The sequence below is a fragment of the Edwardsiella sp. EA181011 genome (genome assembly GCF_000800725.1).
GTDB lineage: Bacteria > Pseudomonadota > Gammaproteobacteria > Enterobacterales > Enterobacteriaceae > Edwardsiella > Edwardsiella anguillarum.
The window spans coordinates 1127367-1144274 of the sequence record NZ_CP011364.1; the positions used below are offsets into that span (position 1 = coordinate 1127367).

General features: G+C 61.9%; 11 protein-coding genes, 1 tRNA gene and 2 pseudogenes. 7 read left to right on the plus strand and 7 right to left on the minus strand.

What is annotated here, in order from left to right:
- Positions 1-6: 6 nt before the first annotated feature.
- Positions 7-1424, plus strand: a pseudogene (locus QY76_RS05090) (amino acid permease).
- On the opposite strand, the gene QY76_RS05095 reads toward QY76_RS05090, so the two are convergent.
- The 6 genes from QY76_RS05095 to pepA all read right to left on the minus strand — a co-directional run bounded on the left by QY76_RS05095 (position 1419) and on the right by pepA (position 10333).
- Positions 1419-1922, minus strand: coding sequence for a GNAT family N-acetyltransferase (locus QY76_RS05095; RefSeq protein WP_034164779.1), 504 nt, complete (start codon positions 1920-1922; stop codon positions 1419-1421). The pseudogene QY76_RS05090 and the gene QY76_RS05095 sit on opposite strands and share 6 nt — an antisense overlap.
- 99 nt (positions 1923-2021) lie before the next feature.
- Positions 2022-3341, minus strand: a complete 1320-nt coding sequence (locus QY76_RS05100) for an AAA-associated domain-containing protein (RefSeq protein WP_034164778.1) — start codon at positions 3339-3341, stop codon at positions 2022-2024.
- A 35-nt stretch (positions 3342-3376) separates the two neighbouring features.
- Positions 3377-5113, minus strand: a complete 1737-nt coding sequence (locus tag QY76_RS05105) for an ABC transporter permease subunit (protein WP_034164776.1) — start codon at positions 5111-5113, stop codon at positions 3377-3379.
- 224 nt (positions 5114-5337) lie between these two features.
- Positions 5338-8193 carry a valine--tRNA ligase gene (locus tag QY76_RS05110; RefSeq protein ID WP_034164775.1) on the minus strand — a complete coding sequence of 952 codons (2856 nt, stop codon included), beginning with the start codon at positions 8191-8193 and terminating at the stop codon, positions 5338-5340.
- A gap of 24 nt (positions 8194-8217) precedes the next feature.
- On the minus strand, positions 8218-8667 hold the full coding sequence (locus QY76_RS05115; RefSeq protein WP_012849911.1) for a DNA polymerase III subunit chi: 450 nt from the start codon (positions 8665-8667) through the stop codon (positions 8218-8220).
- A gap of 154 nt (positions 8668-8821) precedes the next feature.
- A complete protein-coding gene (pepA, locus tag QY76_RS05120) occupies positions 8822-10333 on the minus strand; it encodes a leucyl aminopeptidase (RefSeq protein WP_045427173.1) in 1512 nt (503 codons plus the stop codon).
- 448 nt (positions 10334-10781) lie between these two features.
- On the opposite strand from pepA, the gene lptF reads away from it, so the two are divergent.
- Both lptF and lptG read left to right on the plus strand, forming a co-directional pair.
- Positions 10782-11882, plus strand: coding sequence for an LPS export ABC transporter permease LptF (lptF, locus tag QY76_RS05125; RefSeq protein WP_034164774.1), 1101 nt, complete (start codon positions 10782-10784; stop codon positions 11880-11882).
- Entirely contained in the window at positions 11882-12952 is a 1071-nt protein-coding gene (lptG, locus tag QY76_RS05130) for an LPS export ABC transporter permease LptG (RefSeq protein WP_012849908.1), read from the plus strand. The genes lptF and lptG overlap by 1 nt, the downstream gene beginning before the upstream one ends.
- A 166-nt stretch (positions 12953-13118) precedes the next feature.
- Here lptG and ampH read toward each other — a convergent pair whose 3' ends face one another.
- Positions 13119-14270, minus strand: a complete 1152-nt coding sequence (gene ampH / locus QY76_RS05135; protein WP_034164772.1) for a D-alanyl-D-alanine-carboxypeptidase/endopeptidase AmpH — start codon at positions 14268-14270, stop codon at positions 13119-13121.
- Between the two features lie 327 nt (positions 14271-14597).
- On the opposite strand from ampH, the gene QY76_RS05140 reads away from it, so the two are divergent.
- The 4 genes and pseudogenes from QY76_RS05140 (at position 14598) to QY76_RS05155 (ending at position 16885) form a co-directional block, all read left to right on the plus strand.
- A complete protein-coding gene (locus QY76_RS05140; protein ID WP_012849905.1) occupies positions 14598-15518 on the plus strand; it encodes a L,D-transpeptidase family protein in 921 nt (306 codons plus the stop codon).
- Positions 15519-15747: 229 nt separating this feature from the next.
- Positions 15748-15832, plus strand: a tRNA-Leu gene (locus tag QY76_RS05145).
- Between the two features lie 96 nt (positions 15833-15928).
- Positions 15929-16294 (plus strand): annotated as a pseudogene (locus QY76_RS05150) (tyrosine-type recombinase/integrase); the annotation flags it as partial.
- Between the two features lie 351 nt (positions 16295-16645).
- The gene (locus QY76_RS05155) at positions 16646-16885 is read left to right on the plus strand and encodes a hypothetical protein (RefSeq protein ID WP_012849883.1); all 240 of its coding nucleotides are present in this window, start codon (positions 16646-16648) and stop codon (positions 16883-16885) included.
- The last annotated feature ends 23 nt before the right edge of the window (positions 16886-16908 follow it).

A 16908-nucleotide genomic window follows, 5' to 3' on the forward strand; every position in this document is an offset into this window, starting at 1 on the left:
GATACCATGGCTTGTCAGACGGAGACGCCTTCACCCTCAACCGCTCCGGCGCTCCAGCGCACGCTGAAAAAGCGTCACCTGCTGATGATGTCGCTGGGGGGACCATCGGTACCGGTCTGTTTATCGGCATTGCCGAGCCGCTGCACAGCGTCGGGCCGCTCGGCACCCTTCTGGCCTATCTGCTGGGCGGCGGGGTGATGCTGATCACCATGATGTGTCTGGGAGAGCTGGCCTGCGCGTTTCCCCACTCCGGCTCGTTTCAGCACTATGCGCTGATGTTTCTGCCCCATCCGCTGTGGAGCTATAGCATCGGCTGGCTATACTGGCTGAGCTGGGTATTTTCGCTGGCCGCCGACCTGACCGCCGCCGGACTTATCGCCCACCAGTGCTTCCCCGCAGTACCCATCTACCTGTTTTGTCTAGCAATCCTTATCTCCCTGCTGTTGCTGAACCTGCTGTCCGCCGCCAGCTTTGGTGAGTGTGAATATTGGCTATCGGCGCTCAAAGTGTTCGCCATCGTTCTGTTTATCGCCGCCGGAATCGTGATGATGTTTCGCCTGCAGGGGAGCGGCGCATGGCAGCCGACGCTGCGCACCGCCGGCGGCTGGTTTCCGCACGGTACCTGGAGCCTCTTTCTGTGCATGACCGTGGTGGTGTACTCCTTTCAGGGGGTGGAACTGGTGGGCAGCGCGGCCGGGGAGACCGAGGCGCCGGAGAAGGTGCTGCCGCGGGTGATAATGGGGATCGGTGGGCGCATCATTCTGTTCTATGTGCTGGCTATCGCGGTACTGGCGCTGGTCTATCCCTATGCGCGGGCGGTGAGCGGCGACAGCCCGTTCGTCTGGGTCTTTGCCCACGTCGGCCTGCCGGGCGCCGATACCCTGATGCTGCTGGTGATCTTCTCCGCCGCGGTATCGGCGGCCAACTCGGCGATTTACGCCAGCTCGCGCATGCTGTGGTCGATGGCGCAGGACGGCTTTGCCCCGCGCCTCTGCGGCCGGGTCAACCGGCGCGGCGTTCCGGCTAACGGGATCGCGCTGACCTGTCTGATCTCGCTGGTGTGCCTGCTGAGCAAGTACATTCCGGCCCAGTCGCTGTACCTGTATCTGATCGCCAGCACCGGGCAGGTCGGCTGCCTGGCCTGGATGGTGATCGCCTGGTGTCAGTATTGCTTTCGCCGCCGTCAGCGGGCGGGGCACTATCCCGATATCCGCGCGGGCTACCGCTCCCCGTGGTTTCCCTGGCTGTCTTGGGCCTGCATCGTGCTTAACGGGCTGGTGATCGTCGGTACCTGGCTGAGCGAGCAGGGGGGCAGCATGCTCTTGGCCGAGCTCACGCTGCTGGCGCTGGTGATCGCCAGCTATTTTCTGCGCCGGCGCCCCGCGGCGGGGGCGCCGGACGCGTCGCCGGCCGATAGCCTATAGCGCGCGCAGCATGCGGACTTCACAGTCCACGTGACGGGTGGCGCCCAGCGCGGCGTCGATAGGTTCAAAGCCCAGATGACGGTACAGGGCGATGGCGTCGTGCAGGGTGGCGGTGGTTTCCAGGTAGCAGTGGGTAAACCCCTGCACTCGGGCGAAATCCAGCGCCTGCAGGGCCAGGCGCTTGGCCAGCCCGCGTCCGCGCAGCGCGGGCAGAAAGTACATTTTTTGCAGCTCGCACAGGTGTGGCGCCGCCCCCTCCAGCGGCGCGACGCCGCCGCCGCCCGCCACCTCACCGTCCAACTCTACCACCCAATAGGCGCAGCGCGGCGCCGCATAGCTCTGCGCCAGGCGATCCAGATTGGGATCGGACACCGTGAACCCCTTGTCGGCGCTTAGGCCGCATTCGGCGGAGACGCGGCGGATCACGTCGGCAATCGCCCCATTGTCGGCGGCGGTCAGTGGGCGAATGCGGATGTCGGGGGCGCGTTGGTCGGTCATCTGGGAATCCCTGGTCAGTGTGCGGATAAGCAGTTTCTTAAATAGCACCGTCGCCCCCCACAATGCAAGATGCCGCCGGGGAAAGCGGCCCCGGGCGGATTAAAACTCGACGTCCTCCAGGCTAAAGGAGCCGCTCTGATCGTTATAGGAGAAGATCTCGGCGTAGCGCCCCCAGTTGATCACGGTATCCAGGGTTTCGCGCGCGGCGTCATCGGAGAGCACGTCCTCCAGCTCCTGCTCAAAGCGTACCCGCGGCGCCCGGTGGCCGGGGCGCTCGTCGAGTACGCTCTTGATCAGCGTGGCCAGCGGCACGTGGCGCAGCAGGTGGGCGGCGAACAGCGCCTTGCGCGGCTGGGTGTCCATGACGGCGAACTGCTGCCCCGCGGGGGTGAGGATAATATCCCCCTGATGAACCTCGGCAAAGTCCAGCTGCTGCAGCACCTCGGCGACGGAGAGCAGGCGGTCGGCCTCTATGTGTAGCGCCAGCGCCAGATCGGGCATGTCGGCTCGGCCGTGGTAGGGGGCGGCCGCCAGGGTCTCCAGCAGCCCGGCGATCAGGTTGGTGGAGACATGGGGTAGCCAGGAGCCCAGCTTTAGCTCGTGACGCAGCGTGTTGTCGCCGCTGCGCGCCGTCATTTGGGCGTAAATCTCATCGACTAGGTGGCGGAACGGCGGATCGAGGCGGCTGCGCGGGTGGTGAAAGGGGACCGCTATCTCGGCGACGATCTTGCCGGGGTGCGAGGAGAGCAGCAGGATGCGATCGCACATGAAGACCGCCTCCTCGATGTTATGGGTGACGATCAGCATCGACTTAATCGGCAGCTTGCCTGCGCTCCACAGGTCGAGCAGGTCGGTGCGCAGGGTTTCGGCGGTCAGGACATCGAGGGCCGAAAACGGCTCATCCATCAGCAGCAGCGTGGGGTCAACCACCAGGGCGCGGGCAAAGCCGACGCGCTGGCGCATCCCGCCGGAGAGTTCGCGCGGGTAGGCGTTCTCAAAGCCGTCCAGGCCGATCAGGTCGATGGCCGCCAGCGCCCGGGTACGCCGCTCGGCGGCCGCCATGCCCTGGGCCTCCAGACCGGCCTCCACGTTTTGCAGCACCGTCAGCCACGGAAACAGGGCGAAGGTCTGGAACACCATCGCCACCCCCCTAGCCGGGCCATGCACCGGTACGCCAAGGTAGTCCACCTGGCCTGCGCTGGGGGTGATCAGGCCCGAGATGATGCGCAGCAGCGTGGATTTTCCAGAGCCGGAGCGACCGAGCAGGGCCACTATCTCGCCCTCGCGCAGGGTCAGGTTAACCCCCTGCAGGATGGTCTGGACGCCGTGCGCCTGCTCATAGCCGTGATCAACGTCCTGCACGCTCAGGATAGGCGCCGGCGTGACGCCGTGCGGCAGCGGGGAAAGGGGATCGGTCATGGCGCGGCTCCTCGGTTAGTATTCTGTGTTCAGGGTCAGTTGGCGCGAAAGCGGGATTCTGCATAGGCGTACAGCGGGCGCCACAGCAGGCGGTTAAACAGGGTGACGAACAGCGACATGATGGCGATGCCCAGGATGATTTTGGGAAAGTTACCGCCGGCGGTGTTTTCGGCGATATAGGCTCCCAGACCGTGCGCCGCCACCCGGGTATCGCCCCACTGGACATATTCGGCCACGATGCTGGCGTTCCAGGCCCCGCCGGCGGCGGTGACGGCGCCGGTGACATAGTAGGGAAAGATGGCCGGCAGCATGATCTGGCGCCACCACTGCCAGCCGCGAATATGCAGATTGGCCGTGACCTCGCGATAGTCATTGGGAAAATTCATGGTGCCGGCCACGATGTTGAACAAAATATACCACTGGGTGCCCAGCACGATCAGCGGCGACAGCCAGATGTCCGGGTTGAGCTGAAAGTGCATGATGGCGATGACGAAGGCGGGAAACAGCAGGTTGGCCGGAAAGGCGGCCAAAAACTGGGCCAGCGGTTGGATCTTACCGGCCAGGGCCGGACGCAGGCCGATCAGCACCCCCAGCGGCACCCAGATGAGCGAGGAGATCAGGATTAACAGGCTGACGCGCAGCAGGGTTACCAGCCCCATCAGCAGGACATAGCCGACCTCATGCAGCGAAACGCCGCTGCGGACATACAGGACGACCCGGATACAAAGATACAGGGTCAACACGAGGATAGCCGCACTCCAGAGCAGATCGAGATAGCGCGGTGAGCGCCCCGGTGCCGGCGTGGGGCGGTAGCGCGACTGTCCGGGCCAGCGCAGCGGCAGGCGTGCCAGCCAACCCAGCAACTGCCCCAGCGGGGCGAGCAGGCGGTGGAACAGGCGGGTACGCCGCAGCAGGTTGAGCAGCCAGGAGGTAGGGGGATTGGCGGTGCGGGTATTCTCCATGCGGAACCTATCGGCCCAGGCGACCAGCGGGCGGAACAGCAGCTGATCGTAGATGAGGATCACCGCCACCATGGTCAGCAGCACCCAGCCGATGGCGTGGAGATCGCGCTGCAGGATCGCCTCGGCCAGATAGGCGCCGATGCCCGGCAGGACGAAGTGGGTATTGCCGACGGTAATCGCCTCCGAGGCCACAATAAAGAACCAGCCGCCGGACATCGACATCATCATGTTCCAGATAAGCCCAGGCATGGCAAAGGGGACATCCAGCTTCCAGAAACGCTGCCAGCCGGTGAAGTGCAAGCCGCGGGCGACCTCATCCAGATCGCCGGGGACGGTGCGCAGGGACTGGTAAAAGCTGAAGGTCATATTCCAGGCCTGGCTGGTAAAGATGGCGAAGATGGCCGCCAGCTCGACCCCCAGCACCCGCCCGGGGAACAGGGCGATAAAGAAGGTGACGGTAAACGAGATATAGCCGAGCACCGGCACCGACTGCAGGATATCCAGCATCGGCACCAATACCTTGGCCGCCCGCCGGCTTTTAGCCGCCAGCGTGCCGTAGATCAGGGTGAACAGCAGCGAGGCCAGCATGGCCACCAGCATGCGCAGGGTGGTGCGCAGGGCATACTCCGGCAGGGCGCCCGGCGCCAGGGAGATACTCTGCTTTTCCAGGCTGGCGAGAGGCTGCAGCGCCTGATGAAAACCGATGGCCATCATGGCGATCAGGCTGATGATCAGCGGAAAGGCGACGATATCCCAGCGATTGGGGTTCAGGCTCAGCGGCCCGTGGCTGCCGGGGAAACGAATATCCATCGGGCTCCTCGCATCAGGGGGCGGTGGGATCCGGCACGACGATGGCCGGAGTGCGCGCGTAGATGGCCCCCAACGTCGGTAGGTGATTGATTGCGCTGTCTGTGATTATAGCCGCTGCGGTAGGCTTAGCACCGGTATCGCGCATTTGCGGGCCGGCCCGGGCGTACACTAAAAAAAACGGGAGCCGTCTGGCTCCCGCTGTCGTGCTTGCCCGCCGGGGGCGATTACAGCGCGGCGATCACCGCCTGCTGTTCGATCAGCTTGGCCTTGGCATCGGCGTAGCCGTTCAGCTTTTCGCGCTCCTTGGCGACCACCGCCTCCGGGGCACGCGCCACAAAGCCTTCGTTGGAGAGCTTGGCTTCGATGCGGGCGATCTCGCCGTCGATCTTGGCCACCTCTTTGGTCAGGCGATCCAGCTCGGTGGCCTTGTCGACCAGACCGGCCATCGGGATCAGTAGCTCGGCGCCCTCCACCAGCTTGGTGACGGAGACCGGGCCCTTGTCGCCGGCCGGCAGCAGGGTGATGCCCTGCAGGCGCGCCAGCGACTGGATAAAGCTGCGGTTCTGCTCCACGCGACGCTGGGCGTCGGCGCTGGCGTCGCGCAGCAGCAGATCCAGCGGCTTGCTCGGGGCGATGTTCATCTCGGCGCGGATGTTACGCACCGCGATGATGGCCTGCTTGATCCACTCCAGATCGGACAGCGCCTGCGCGTCGTCCAGGGCCGCGTCATACTGCGGGTAGGGCTGCAGCATGATGGTATCGGCGTCGATGCCGACCAGCGGCTTGACCCGCTGCCAGATGGTCTCGGTGATGAACGGAATGATCGGGTGCGCCAGGCGCAGCAGCCCTTCCAGCACGGTGACCAGGGTGTGGCGGGTGCCGCGCAGCTCGGCGTCGCTGCCGTCGTTGATCGCCGGCTTGGCCAGCTCCAGATACCAGTCGCAGAACTGGTTCCAGGTGAACTCGTACAGGATATTGGCGGCGATATCAAAGCGGTAGCTGTCCAGCGCCTCACGCATCGCCTTCACCGTGCGGTTGAACTCCGCCAGGATCCAGCGATCGGCCAGCGAGTAGACCTTTTCGCCGTCGTTGAAGCCACAGTCGTGGCCTTCGGTGTTCATCAGTACGAAACGGCTGGCGTTCCACAGCTTGTTACAGAAGTTGCGGTAGCCTTCCAGGCGCTTCATGTCCCAGTTGATGTCACGGCCGGTGGAGGCCAGGGCGGACAGGGTGAAGCGTAGGGCGTCGGTGCCGTGCGGCTCGATGCCGTCCGGGAACTGCTTCTCGGTGCGCTTGGCGATCTTCTCGGCCAGCTGTGGCTGCATCATGTTGCCGGTGCGCTTCTCCAGCAGCGCCGGCAGGCTGATACCGTCGATCATATCCAGCGGATCGATGACGTTGCCCTTGGACTTGGACATCTTCTGCCCTTCGTCGTCGCGGATCAGGCCGGTGATATACACGGTCTTGAACGGCACCTGTGGTTTGCCGTCTTCATCCTTGATGAAGTGCATGGTCATCATGATCATGCGGGCGATCCAGAAGAAGATGATGTCGAAGCCGCTGGTCAGCACGTTGGTCGGATGGAAGGTCTTCAGCGCCTCGGTATTCTCCGGCCAGCCCAGGGTGGAGAAGGTCCACAGGGCGGAGGAGAACCAGGTATCCAGCACGTCGTTGTCCTGGGTCAGCGTCACCTCGGCGCCCAGGCCGTTCTCGTTGCGCACCTCTTCTTCGCTGCGGCCCACGTAGACGTGGCCCTCGGCATCGTACCAAGCCGGGATACGGTGACCCCACCACAGCTGACGGGAGATACACCAGTCCTGAATGTCGCGCATCCAGGAGAAGTACATGTTTTCGTACTGCTTGGGCACAAACTGAATGTCACCGTTTTCGACCGCTTCAATGGCCGGCTTAGCCAGCGGGGCGGCGCGCACGTACCACTGGTCGGTCAGCATCGGTTCGATCACCACGCCGCCGCGGTCGCCGTAGGGCACCGTCAGATCGTGCGGCTTGATCTCGACCAGCAGACCGGCCTCGTCGCAGGCCTTGACGATGGCCTTACGGGCGGCAAAGCGCTCCATGCCGCGGAATGCGGCCGGCAGCTCATCGCTGTAGGCGTCGCACTCGACGCCGTTGGTGTCGAGCACCTGCGCCTGCTCACGGATGTCGGCATCGAAGGTGAGGATGTTGATCATCGGCAGCTGGTGGCGACGACCGACCTCATAGTCGTTGAAGTCGTGCGCCGGGGTGATCTTCACGCAACCGGTGCCTTTCTCCATGTCGGCGTGTTCGTCGCCGACGATCGGAATGCGGCGGTTGACCAGCGGGACGATGACGAACTTGCCGATCAGATCTTTGTAGCGCGGATCCTCCGGGTTGACCGCCACGCCGGTGTCGCCCAGCAGGGTCTCCGGACGGGTGGTGGCGACCACCAGGTGATCCTGACCCTCTGCGGTCTTGGCGCCGTCGGCCAGCGGATAGCGCAGATGCCACATGGAGCCCTTGGTTTCACGGTTCTCCACTTCCAGATCGGAGATGGCGGTGCGCAGCTTCGGATCCCAGTTGACCAGACGCTTGCCGCGGTAGATCAGATCTTCCTGATACAGACGGACGAAGACTTCTTTCACCGCGTTGGACAGGCCGTCGTCCATGGTGAAGCGCTCGCGCTCCCAGTCGACGGAGTTGCCCAGACGGCGCATCTGGCGGGTGATGGTGCCGCCGGATTCGGCCTTCCACTGCCAGATCTTGTCGATGAAGGCGTCACGGCCGTAGTCGTGGCGGGTCTTGCCCTCTTCGGCCGCAATCTTACGCTCAACCACCATCTGGGTGGCGATACCGGCATGGTCGGTCCCTACCTGCCATAGGGTATTTTTACCCTGCATGCGCTGGTAGCGGATCATGGTGTCCATGATGGTCTGCTGGAACGCGTGGCCCATGTGCAGGCTACCGGTCACGTTCGGCGGCGGGATCATGATGCAGAAGCTTTCTTTGCTGGTGTCGCCGTTCGGCTTAAAGTAGCCCTGCTGTTCCCAGTGCGCATACAGCGGCTGTTCGATGTCTTGCGGGTTGTATGTTTTTTCCATTCTTCGTCTGTTTCGTCTGATCGGTCAGTGAGTTGGCGGCGTCGCCGTGGTCAAGTGAAAGCCGACGCTGCGATAGGCTTTATAGCGTTCGCGCGCCAACTGCTTTAATGCGTCTTCGTAAGGCACGAAGTCTATCACTTCATGGAAAGCGGTGGCAAAATCCGCGAACGTCGGCAGCAGGCTGATTAACAGCTCGCGCGGTGCGCTGCCGCGTTTGCCCGGCCAGGACAGCTCCACCGGCGCGCCGAAGCGCGGCCCCTCTCCGGCCAGGCTGTGCGGCACGAACTGCTGCGGATCGCGCGCCCACAGCGCCTCGTCCAGGCGCAGCGCCTGTTCCTGGCTGGCGCAGGCCAGCAGCACCCGTTTACCGGCGCGCCAGTGCTGACAGGCCAGATCGCAGGCCAGCGTTTCTACATCGTCCGGCGCGTCCGCCGCCTGGGGCTGCTCCAGCAAATAAAAGGTTGCCTGTTTCATCGGGAGTCGGATCTATCCTGCTAGGTGATTGCCCCGCCGCCGGGATCAGCGACGGGACGCGGCCGCCCGCGCGGCGGACGACCCTTTCTTCTATTCTACAGCAATGGCGGGAATATTCATGCATCCCCTCCCGTGCGGGAGGGGAGAGGCGGGATCACTCCTCGCCGTTTAGCCCTGCGCGGTTGAGCAGGAACTGCGACAGCAGCGCCACCGGGCGGCCCGTGGCTCCCTTGGCCTTGCCGGAGCGCCAGGCGGTACCGGCGATATCCAGATGCGCCCAGTTGTACTTGCGGGTGAAGCGCGCCAGGAAGCAGGCGGCGGTGATCGCTCCGCCCGGACGGCCACCGATGTTGGCCATGTCGGCGAAGTTGGAGTCCAGCTGTTCCTGGTACTCCTCGCCCAGCGGCAGACGCCAGGCGCGATCGCCCGCCTGTTCCGCGGCGCTCAGCAGCTCGGAGGCCAGCGGGTTATGGTTAGCCATCAGGCCGGTCAGGTGATGACCCAGGGCGATGACGCAGGCGCCGGTCAGGGTGGCGACGTCCACCACCAGCTCTGGCTCGAAGCGTTCGACGTAGGTCAGCACGTCGCACAGCACCAGGCGCCCTTCGGCGTCGGTGTTGAGCACCTCGACGGTCTGGCCGGACATGGTAGTGAGAATGTCGCCCGGCCGGTAGGCGCGCCCGCCCGGCATGTTTTCACAGCCCGCCAGCACCCCGACGATGTTGAGGGGCAGCCGCAGCTCGGCCGCCATGCGCATCACGCCATACACCGAAGCGGCGCCGCACATGTCGTACTTCATCTCGTCCATGCCTTCGCCCGGTTTGAGGGAGATGCCGCCGGCGTCGAAGGTCAGCCCTTTGCCGACCAACACGATCGGGCGTGCGTCCGGGTTCGGGCTGCCCTTGTATTCGATCACCGACATCAGCGACTCATTCTGCGAGCCCTGACCGACGGCCAGATAGGCGTTCATGCCCAGCTCTTTCATCTGCTGTTCGCCGATCACCCGGGTGGTGACGGCGTCGGCGTAGCTGTCGGCCAGCTGACGCGCCTGCGAGGCCAGGTAGCCCGCGTTACAGATATTGGGCGGCATGTTGCCGAGATCCTTGGCGGCCTTGATCCCGGCGGCGATGGCCAGGCCGTGCTGAATGGCGCGTTCGCCGCTGGTCAGCTCGCGGCGGGTCGGCACGTTGAACACCATCTTGCGCAGCGGGCGGCGCGGCTCCACCTTGTTGCTCTTCAGTTGATCGAAGGTGTAGAGGGTCTCTTTGGCCGTTTCGACGGCCTGACGCACCTTCCAGTAGGTGTTGCGGCCCTTGACGTGCAGCTCGGTGAGGAAGCACACCGCCTCCATCGAGCCGGTGTCATTCAGGGTGTTGATGGTCTTCTGGACCACCTGCTTATACTGGCGCTCGTCCAGCTCACGCTCTTTGCCGCAGCCGATCAGCAGGATGCGCTCTGAGAGTACGTTGGGGACATGGTGCAGCAATAGGGTTTGACCCACCTTGCCTTCCAGTTCGCCGCGGCGCAGTAGGGCGCTGATATAGCCGTCGCTGATCTTGTCGAGCTGTTCGGCAATCGGTGACAGGCGACGCGGTTCGAACACGCCGACCACGATACAGGCGCTACGCTGTTTTTCCGGGCTACCGCTCTTTACACTGAACTCCATGCACTCTCCTGAATCTTAAAGACAGCGGCCGGGGGGGCAGATAAACTATACTCAAGCGAGCTGCGGCCCCTGCGCCGTTGAACTGACTAGAAACAATTATTGCCACACGTTTTTTGAGCCAAACGGTAAAATCGTGCCGGCATTGGTCTTATCCGGCCACCGCAGCGGCTTTTGCTGGTTTTTTGCGCTGCCGGCGGCTAAATTTGTCGTTTTCGTGACTAACGATTACGGTACAATCGGTTTACAGTACAATCAGTTTACCTGACAAGCGGTTGGCGTTTTGGGATCTGGTCACGTTCCCAGTGTGCTTTTACGCCGCCCGGACAGCAAAGGCTGTATATCGTGTTCCTGATTGTTGCCGCTGCCATAATCATCATAAAAATGGCGCGTTAGCGTAGAAATTATCTATTTTCCTGCAAAAATACAAGTTTTCACAGGCGTAATAAGCGTGATCATCATTAGATATCTAGTACGGGAAACCTTTAAGAGCCAGGTCGCTATCCTGTTTATTCTGCTACTGATCTTTTTTTGCCAAAAGATGGTGCGAATTTTAGGGGCGGTGGTGAACGGTGATATCCCGACCAATCTGGTATTTTCCCTGCTCGGGCTGGGAATACCGGAGATGGCCCAGCTCATTCTTCCGCTCAGCCTGTTCCTGGGGCTGCTGATGACGCTGGGCAGACTGTACACGGAGAGCGAGATCACGGTGATGCACGCCTGCGGCCTGAGCAAGGCGGTGCTGGTGAAGGCGGCGATGGCGCTGGCCTTTATTACCGGCGCGCTGGCGCTGGTCAACGCCTTCTGGCTGAGCCCGTGGTCCTCGCTGCATTCGGACGAAGTGATGGCCGAGGCACGAGCCAACCCCGGCCTGGCGTCGCTGGCGGAGGGGCAGTTTCAGCCCTCGCAGGACGGCAACTATGTGCTGTTTGTCGGCAATGTGAAGGACAAGAAATTCCATAATGTCTTCCTGGCCCAGCTGCGCCCCAGCGGCTCCCAGCGCCCGTCGGTGGTGGTGGCCGACAGCGGCCATCTGGTGGAGATGAAAGACGGCGCGCAGAAGGTGGTGCTGGACAGCGGCACCCGCTATGAGGGCACCGCCATGCTGCGTGATTTCCGTATCACCGACTTTGTCGACTATTCAGCGATCATCGGCCATAAATCGGCGATGCTGGACCCCAATAACGCCGATCAGGCCAGCATGTCCGCCCTGTGGCACTCGCAGGAGCCGAGCTTCCGCGCCGAGTTTCACTGGCGTCTGACCCTGGTGTTCTCGGTGATCGTGATGGCGCTGATGGTGGTGCCGCTCAGCGTGGTCAACCCGCGCCAGGGGCGGGTGCTGTCGATGCTGCCGGCGATGCTGCTGTACCTTATCTTCTTCCTGCTGCAGAGCTCCCTGCGCTCCAACGGCGGTAAGGACAAGCTGGACCCGATGATCTGGATGTGGGCGGTGAACGGTCTCTACCTGCTGCTGGCCGTCGCGCTTAACCTGTGGGATACCGTCCCGATGCGTCGCCTGCGCGCGCGCCTGAGCGGAAAAGGAGTGGCCTGATGTTTGGCGTTCTCGATCGTTATATTGGCCGCACCATCTTCAACACCATCATGATGACCCTGTTCATGCTGGTGTCGCTGTCGGGCATCATCAAGTTTGTCGATCAGCTGCGCAAGGTGGGTCAGGGCGACTACTCCGTGGCCGGCGCCGGCCTGTTTACCCTGCTGAGCATCCCCAAGGATATCGAAATCTTCTTTCCGATGGCGGCGCTGCTCGGCGCCCTGCTCGGGCTGGGGATGCTGGCGCAGCGCAGCGAGCTGGTGGTGATGCAGGCCGCCGGCTTTACCCGTATGCAGGTGGCATCGGCGGTGATGAAAACCGCCATCCCGCTGGTGCTGCTGACCATGGCCATCGGTGAGTGGGTGGCGCCGCAGGGGGATCAGGCGGCGCGCAACTACCGCGCCCAGCAGATGTACGGCGGCTCGCTGCTGTCGACCCAGGGCGGGCTGTGGGCCAAAGATGGCAACCAGTTTGTCTATATTGCCCAGGTGGTGAACGACCGTACCCTTGGCGGGGTGAGCATTTACACACTGAACGCCCAGCGTAAGCTGACCTCGCTGCGCTACGCGGCGTCGGCCACCTTTGACGGCAAGCAGTGGAAGCTGGCCCAGGTGGAGGAGTCCAACCTGACCGATCCGAAGATGATCACCGGCTCACGTACCCTGAGCGGGGTGTGGAAGACCAACCTGACGCCGGACAAGCTGGGGGTGGTGGCGGTTAGCCCCGACTCCCTCTCCATCAGCGGGCTGTACCACTACGTCAAATACCTGAAGCAGAGCGGCCAGGAGTCCAGCCGCTACCAGCTCAACCTGTGGAGCAAAATCTTTGCGCCGCTCTCCGTGGCGGTGATGATGCTGATGGCGCTGTCGTTTATCTTCGGCCCGCTGCGCAGCGTGCCGATGGGGGTTCGGGTGCTGACCGGCATCTGCTTTGGCTTTGTGTTTTACGTGCTGGATCAGATCTTCGGCCCGATGAGCCTGGTGTACAACGTGCCGCCGGTGATCGGGGCGGTGCTGCCCAGCGCGCTGTTTCTGGGGCTCAGCGTCTATCTGCTGCTGCGCCGCAGCTAGCGGTGTGGGGATAGGTTATGCGGGGCGCCTAAGGGCGCCCCGCTTGTATCTGATGAGTAAAAAACCCGGGCGAGGCATGAGCGCGCGGGGGGCGGCATCCAAAGCGGCCCGCTGGCGCGATATAAGTGATTACTCACTTCGAGCATCTCGCCCTTGGCCTCAGGCCTTAACGCTTCTGCGCCGCCAGCGCGCTGACCAGATCGTTCACCCCGTCGCTCATGTTCTTAAAGCGCGTCAGGTCGCTGCGGGTGACCACCACGAAGACTCCGATGTTCTTCTCCGGGATCAGCGCCATATAGGTGATAAAGCCGCCGGCGCCGCCGGTCTTCTGAATGATGGCCGGGTGCCCGTCCTGCGGCGCCATCGCCACCCATCCCAGCCCCAGGGCGGAGGCCTTGCCCGGCACATCCATGCCTTTCACCTGATTCAGCTTGGCGCGCGGATAGTACATCTTCAGCAGACGGGCGGCATAGGGGCTGCGCGGCTGCTGACCGCCGGCCAGAAACTGCTGCATCCAGCGACGCATGTCGTCCGGCGTGGAGTAGACGCCGCCGCTGCCGATAGCCGCCAGCGAGGAGATACAGGGGCTGGCACTGCGCGCCGGGATCATCAGACGCGCGCACTGCGTCGCCGTCGGGGTATAGGTAGTGCTGCTCATCCCCAGCGGGCGGGCGATCAGGCGCTGAAACAGCGCCGGGTAGCTCTGCCGGGTGGCGTGGGCCAGGGCGTCAGCCAGCAGATCGTAGGCCAGGTTAGAGTAGGCTGCGCTGCTGCCCGGGGCCACGCTCAGACGCGCGCGCTGCAGCCACTGCCAGCGCTGGCTATAGGTCGGCCAGGTGAACACCGCCCGATTGGCGGCGCCGCCCGGCTGCTCGCGCGGCAGACCGCTGGTGTGGGAGGCCAGGTGCATCAGGCGGATCGGCCTGCCGGAGGCGTTAGTGGGCACACGCTTACCCGGTGGCGCATAGCGCGACAGGGGATCGGTCAGCTTGACTTTGCCCTCGGCGTCCAGCTTGACCAGCGCCTCACTGGTCATCAGCTTAGTCAGGGAGGCGATACGGATCAGCGAGTCGGGGCGCGGGCGCTGATGGTTGCCCGGCTTGGTCTCACCGTAGCTGCGGAACAGCTGCTCCCTGCCGTCGATGGCGACCAGCGCCATCCCGGTGGCGCCGCTGTTGTAAAAGATATGTTCGGCGTAGCGATCAACGGTTGCGCTGATCTGGGCATCCGGCGCGGCGGCGCGGGCGGAAACGCCGCTCAGCATGCAGCCGATGGCCAGCGCGGCCAGCGGAAAAAAAGAGCGAAAACGAGTATCCATGTCATTCAAACGCTAGGGAATTAAGAGGGTAAGTATAGTAATGCCAGCCAACGCTGCACGGCAGCGCTTTTCGCCGGGAATTTTGTAAAAAATACCGCCAGAGTGCTGCCGCGGGTAAAAATGAATGTGACGCAGCGCACATGCAAGGGTAATCTTGCTACGCTGTAAAGAGAGAGGCTGAACGGGGCGGTCACGGTGAAATTTTCTGCCGCAGCGCAGTTATTTTTTCCTCTTTGTCCTCTGTGAACATATAATGCGCAGCGGTCATTTGTGACTGTAACCGAACAACCGCCTGCGCGGCGTTAAGCACCCAACAGGAATAGAAACATGAAAATGAGTATCCGTGCGCTTCTCACGGTACTTCTGGCCGCGACTGCCTGCGTGCAGTCTGCGTTTGCCGTGGTATACCCTCTGCCGGCGAACAACAGCCGAGTGGTTGGCGAGAACCTGCAGATCAAGGTCCCGGAAGACAGTAAGTACCCGCTGGAGCACTTTGCTGCCCAGTATCAGATGGGGCTGAGTAACATGCTGGAAGCCAACCCCGGCGTCGACCCCTACCTGCCGCGCGCAGGTCGTAGCCTGACCATCCCGCAGCAGCTGATCCTGCCGAACACGCCCCACGAGGGGATCGTGATCAACAGCGCCGAAATGCGCCTGTACTACTATCCGAAAGGCAGTAAGACCGTGATCGTACTGCCGATCGGCATCGGCCAGCTGGGCCGCGACACCCCGATGAACTGGGTGACCTCCGTCCAGCGCAAGAAAGCCGGCCCGACCTGGACCCCGACCAAGAAGATGCACGAAGAGTACGCCGCCAACGGCCAGTACCTGCCCGCCGTCTTCCCCGCCGGTCCGGACAACCCGATGGGGCTGTACGCCCTGTACGTCGGCCGCCTGTATGCGGTGCACGGCACCAACGCCAACTTCGGCATCGGCCTGCGCGTCAGCCACGGCTGCGTGCGCCTGCGCGACCCGGACATCAAGTGGCTGTTTGACAACGTCCCGGTCGGCACCCGCGTGCAGTTTATCGACGAACCGGTAAAAGCCACCGTCGAACCGGACGGCTCCCGCTATATCGAGGTGCATAACCCGCTCTCCACCACCGAGGCGGAGTGGCAGTCCCGCGCGCCGGTCCCGATCCAGCTCAACGCCGCGGTGACCAAGATCGTCGCCGACCCCAGCGTCAGCACCCACGCCGTAGACGAAGCCCTGAAGGCCCGCTCCGGCATGCCGGTGAAGATCAACTAAGCCCATTCGCTGGGCCAGATAGCCAGGCGGGTCAGCGACCCGCCTTTTTTGTCTCTGTCGGTTTTCGGCCTTGCGGGCTACTGGCGCCATCCCTTGCTAACACGCTGAAAAACCAGCGCACCTATCGACTGAGGTGCTTTTTTCAACAGTTGAAAACCGCCGCGGCGGATATCTGTTGCATGGCGATCGCCAGCGGGTATAATGCACGGGTTTCCGCATCCCCTTCAGTGCCGAAGTGGCGAAATCGGTAGACGCAGTTGATTCAAAATCAACCGTAGAAATACGTGCCGGTTCGAGTCCGGCCTTCGGCACCAAGTGATGCGATCAAACCACCGAAAGGTGGTTTTTTTGTATCTGAAATCTGTGCTACGCAAGGTAATTTCCTGCCTTTACTTTCTATCGCTATTCTGAATTCGGTAGTTCTCTTTGTTGGCGATCACGATCCGCATAAATCTCTGAGTGAGAATACGGTGAACAAGGCTTTACGAGTGATGGACTATGACACGAAAACGGAAGTGTGTGGATATAGCTTCAAAGCTATGGCATGTAGTTCATTGATGGAGTCACGCTTGTGGTCGAGGGATGCAGCAGAGCGGCAGATGAGTCACCAAGAACGCAACTCTGTGCGGGCTGCTTATATCCATAAGGCTGAGCATCTGGGGGAGAGGAGGCTGATGCTGCAGTGGTGGGCGGATTATCTGGATGCAAATCGAGAAAAAATCTTTTCTCCTTTTGACTATGCAAAAATCAATAACCCACTAAGCCAGAATAAGTAACTGTGCAAAAAAGCTGATAGCAATAGTTGGCTTGAGTTAATTTAATCGGCTTTAATTCCACAGTCACGTCTTGCGATACCTGATCCAGCTATTCAGTAATGATAGCTGCGTCAGGTATAAAAAATGTAAATGTATGATAGTCACAAATAAGCGATATCTTTAGGAAACTGAACCAGAAATCTAATTTCGTAGACGCTAATGACAAAATCTAGATGGCTGGTTTGCTTAAAGATATTTTCTTTGTTCGAAAACCGTGCAATCAGAGCTGCTAAACGTCTTACTCATTGAACTCAACGTCAATTTTAGCTAATTTAGCTAAATTATCTAGCATGTCCACGGGTGCCTGTCTTTATGAACGAAAACGAGATTTATTACCGTATTCAGCAGGCGCTTGCCTGTGCGTCGCGTAACCGGTACACCGTCGAGCTGCATCTGCAAATGATAAAATATGCCGACGAACTGGAACACATTACGGCGAAAGCCTTTTGCGAAGGCACTGGCCTGAGCCAGAGCCTCGGCACTGAATTCAGCAAAATGCGTAACTTAACCCGTCGGCTGAAAGCCGCCGGACTGAACACCGATCTGCTGTAATCGTTTACAGCACAGAATCGCGC

What these genes read in the sequence shown, in the direction of transcription:
- QY76_RS05105 (WP_034164776.1), bottom strand. Translation starts at nt 5,113, where the DNA reads ATGGATATTCGTTTCCCCGGCAGCCACGGGCCGCTGAGCCTGAACCCC.
- QY76_RS05155 (WP_012849883.1), top strand. Translation starts at nt 16,646, where the DNA reads ATGAACGAAAACGAGATTTATTACCGTATTCAGCAGGCGCTTGCCTGT.
- QY76_RS05110 (WP_034164775.1), bottom strand. Translation starts at nt 8,193, where the DNA reads ATGGAAAAAACATACAACCCGCAAGACATCGAACAGCCGCTGTATGCG.
- QY76_RS05140 (WP_012849905.1), top strand. Translation starts at nt 14,598, where the DNA reads ATGAAAATGAGTATCCGTGCGCTTCTCACGGTACTTCTGGCCGCGACT.
- QY76_RS05115 (WP_012849911.1), bottom strand. Translation starts at nt 8,667, where the DNA reads ATGAAACAGGCAACCTTTTATTTGCTGGAGCAGCCCCAGGCGGCGGAC.
- QY76_RS05100 (WP_034164778.1), bottom strand. Translation starts at nt 3,341, where the DNA reads ATGACCGATCCCCTTTCCCCGCTGCCGCACGGCGTCACGCCGGCGCCT.
- lptG (WP_012849908.1), top strand. Translation starts at nt 11,882, where the DNA reads ATGTTTGGCGTTCTCGATCGTTATATTGGCCGCACCATCTTCAACACC.
- pepA (WP_045427173.1), bottom strand. Translation starts at nt 10,333, where the DNA reads ATGGAGTTCAGTGTAAAGAGCGGTAGCCCGGAAAAACAGCGTAGCGCC.
- ampH (WP_034164772.1), bottom strand. Translation starts at nt 14,270, where the DNA reads ATGGATACTCGTTTTCGCTCTTTTTTTCCGCTGGCCGCGCTGGCCATC.
- QY76_RS05095 (WP_034164779.1), bottom strand. Translation starts at nt 1,922, where the DNA reads ATGACCGACCAACGCGCCCCCGACATCCGCATTCGCCCACTGACCGCC.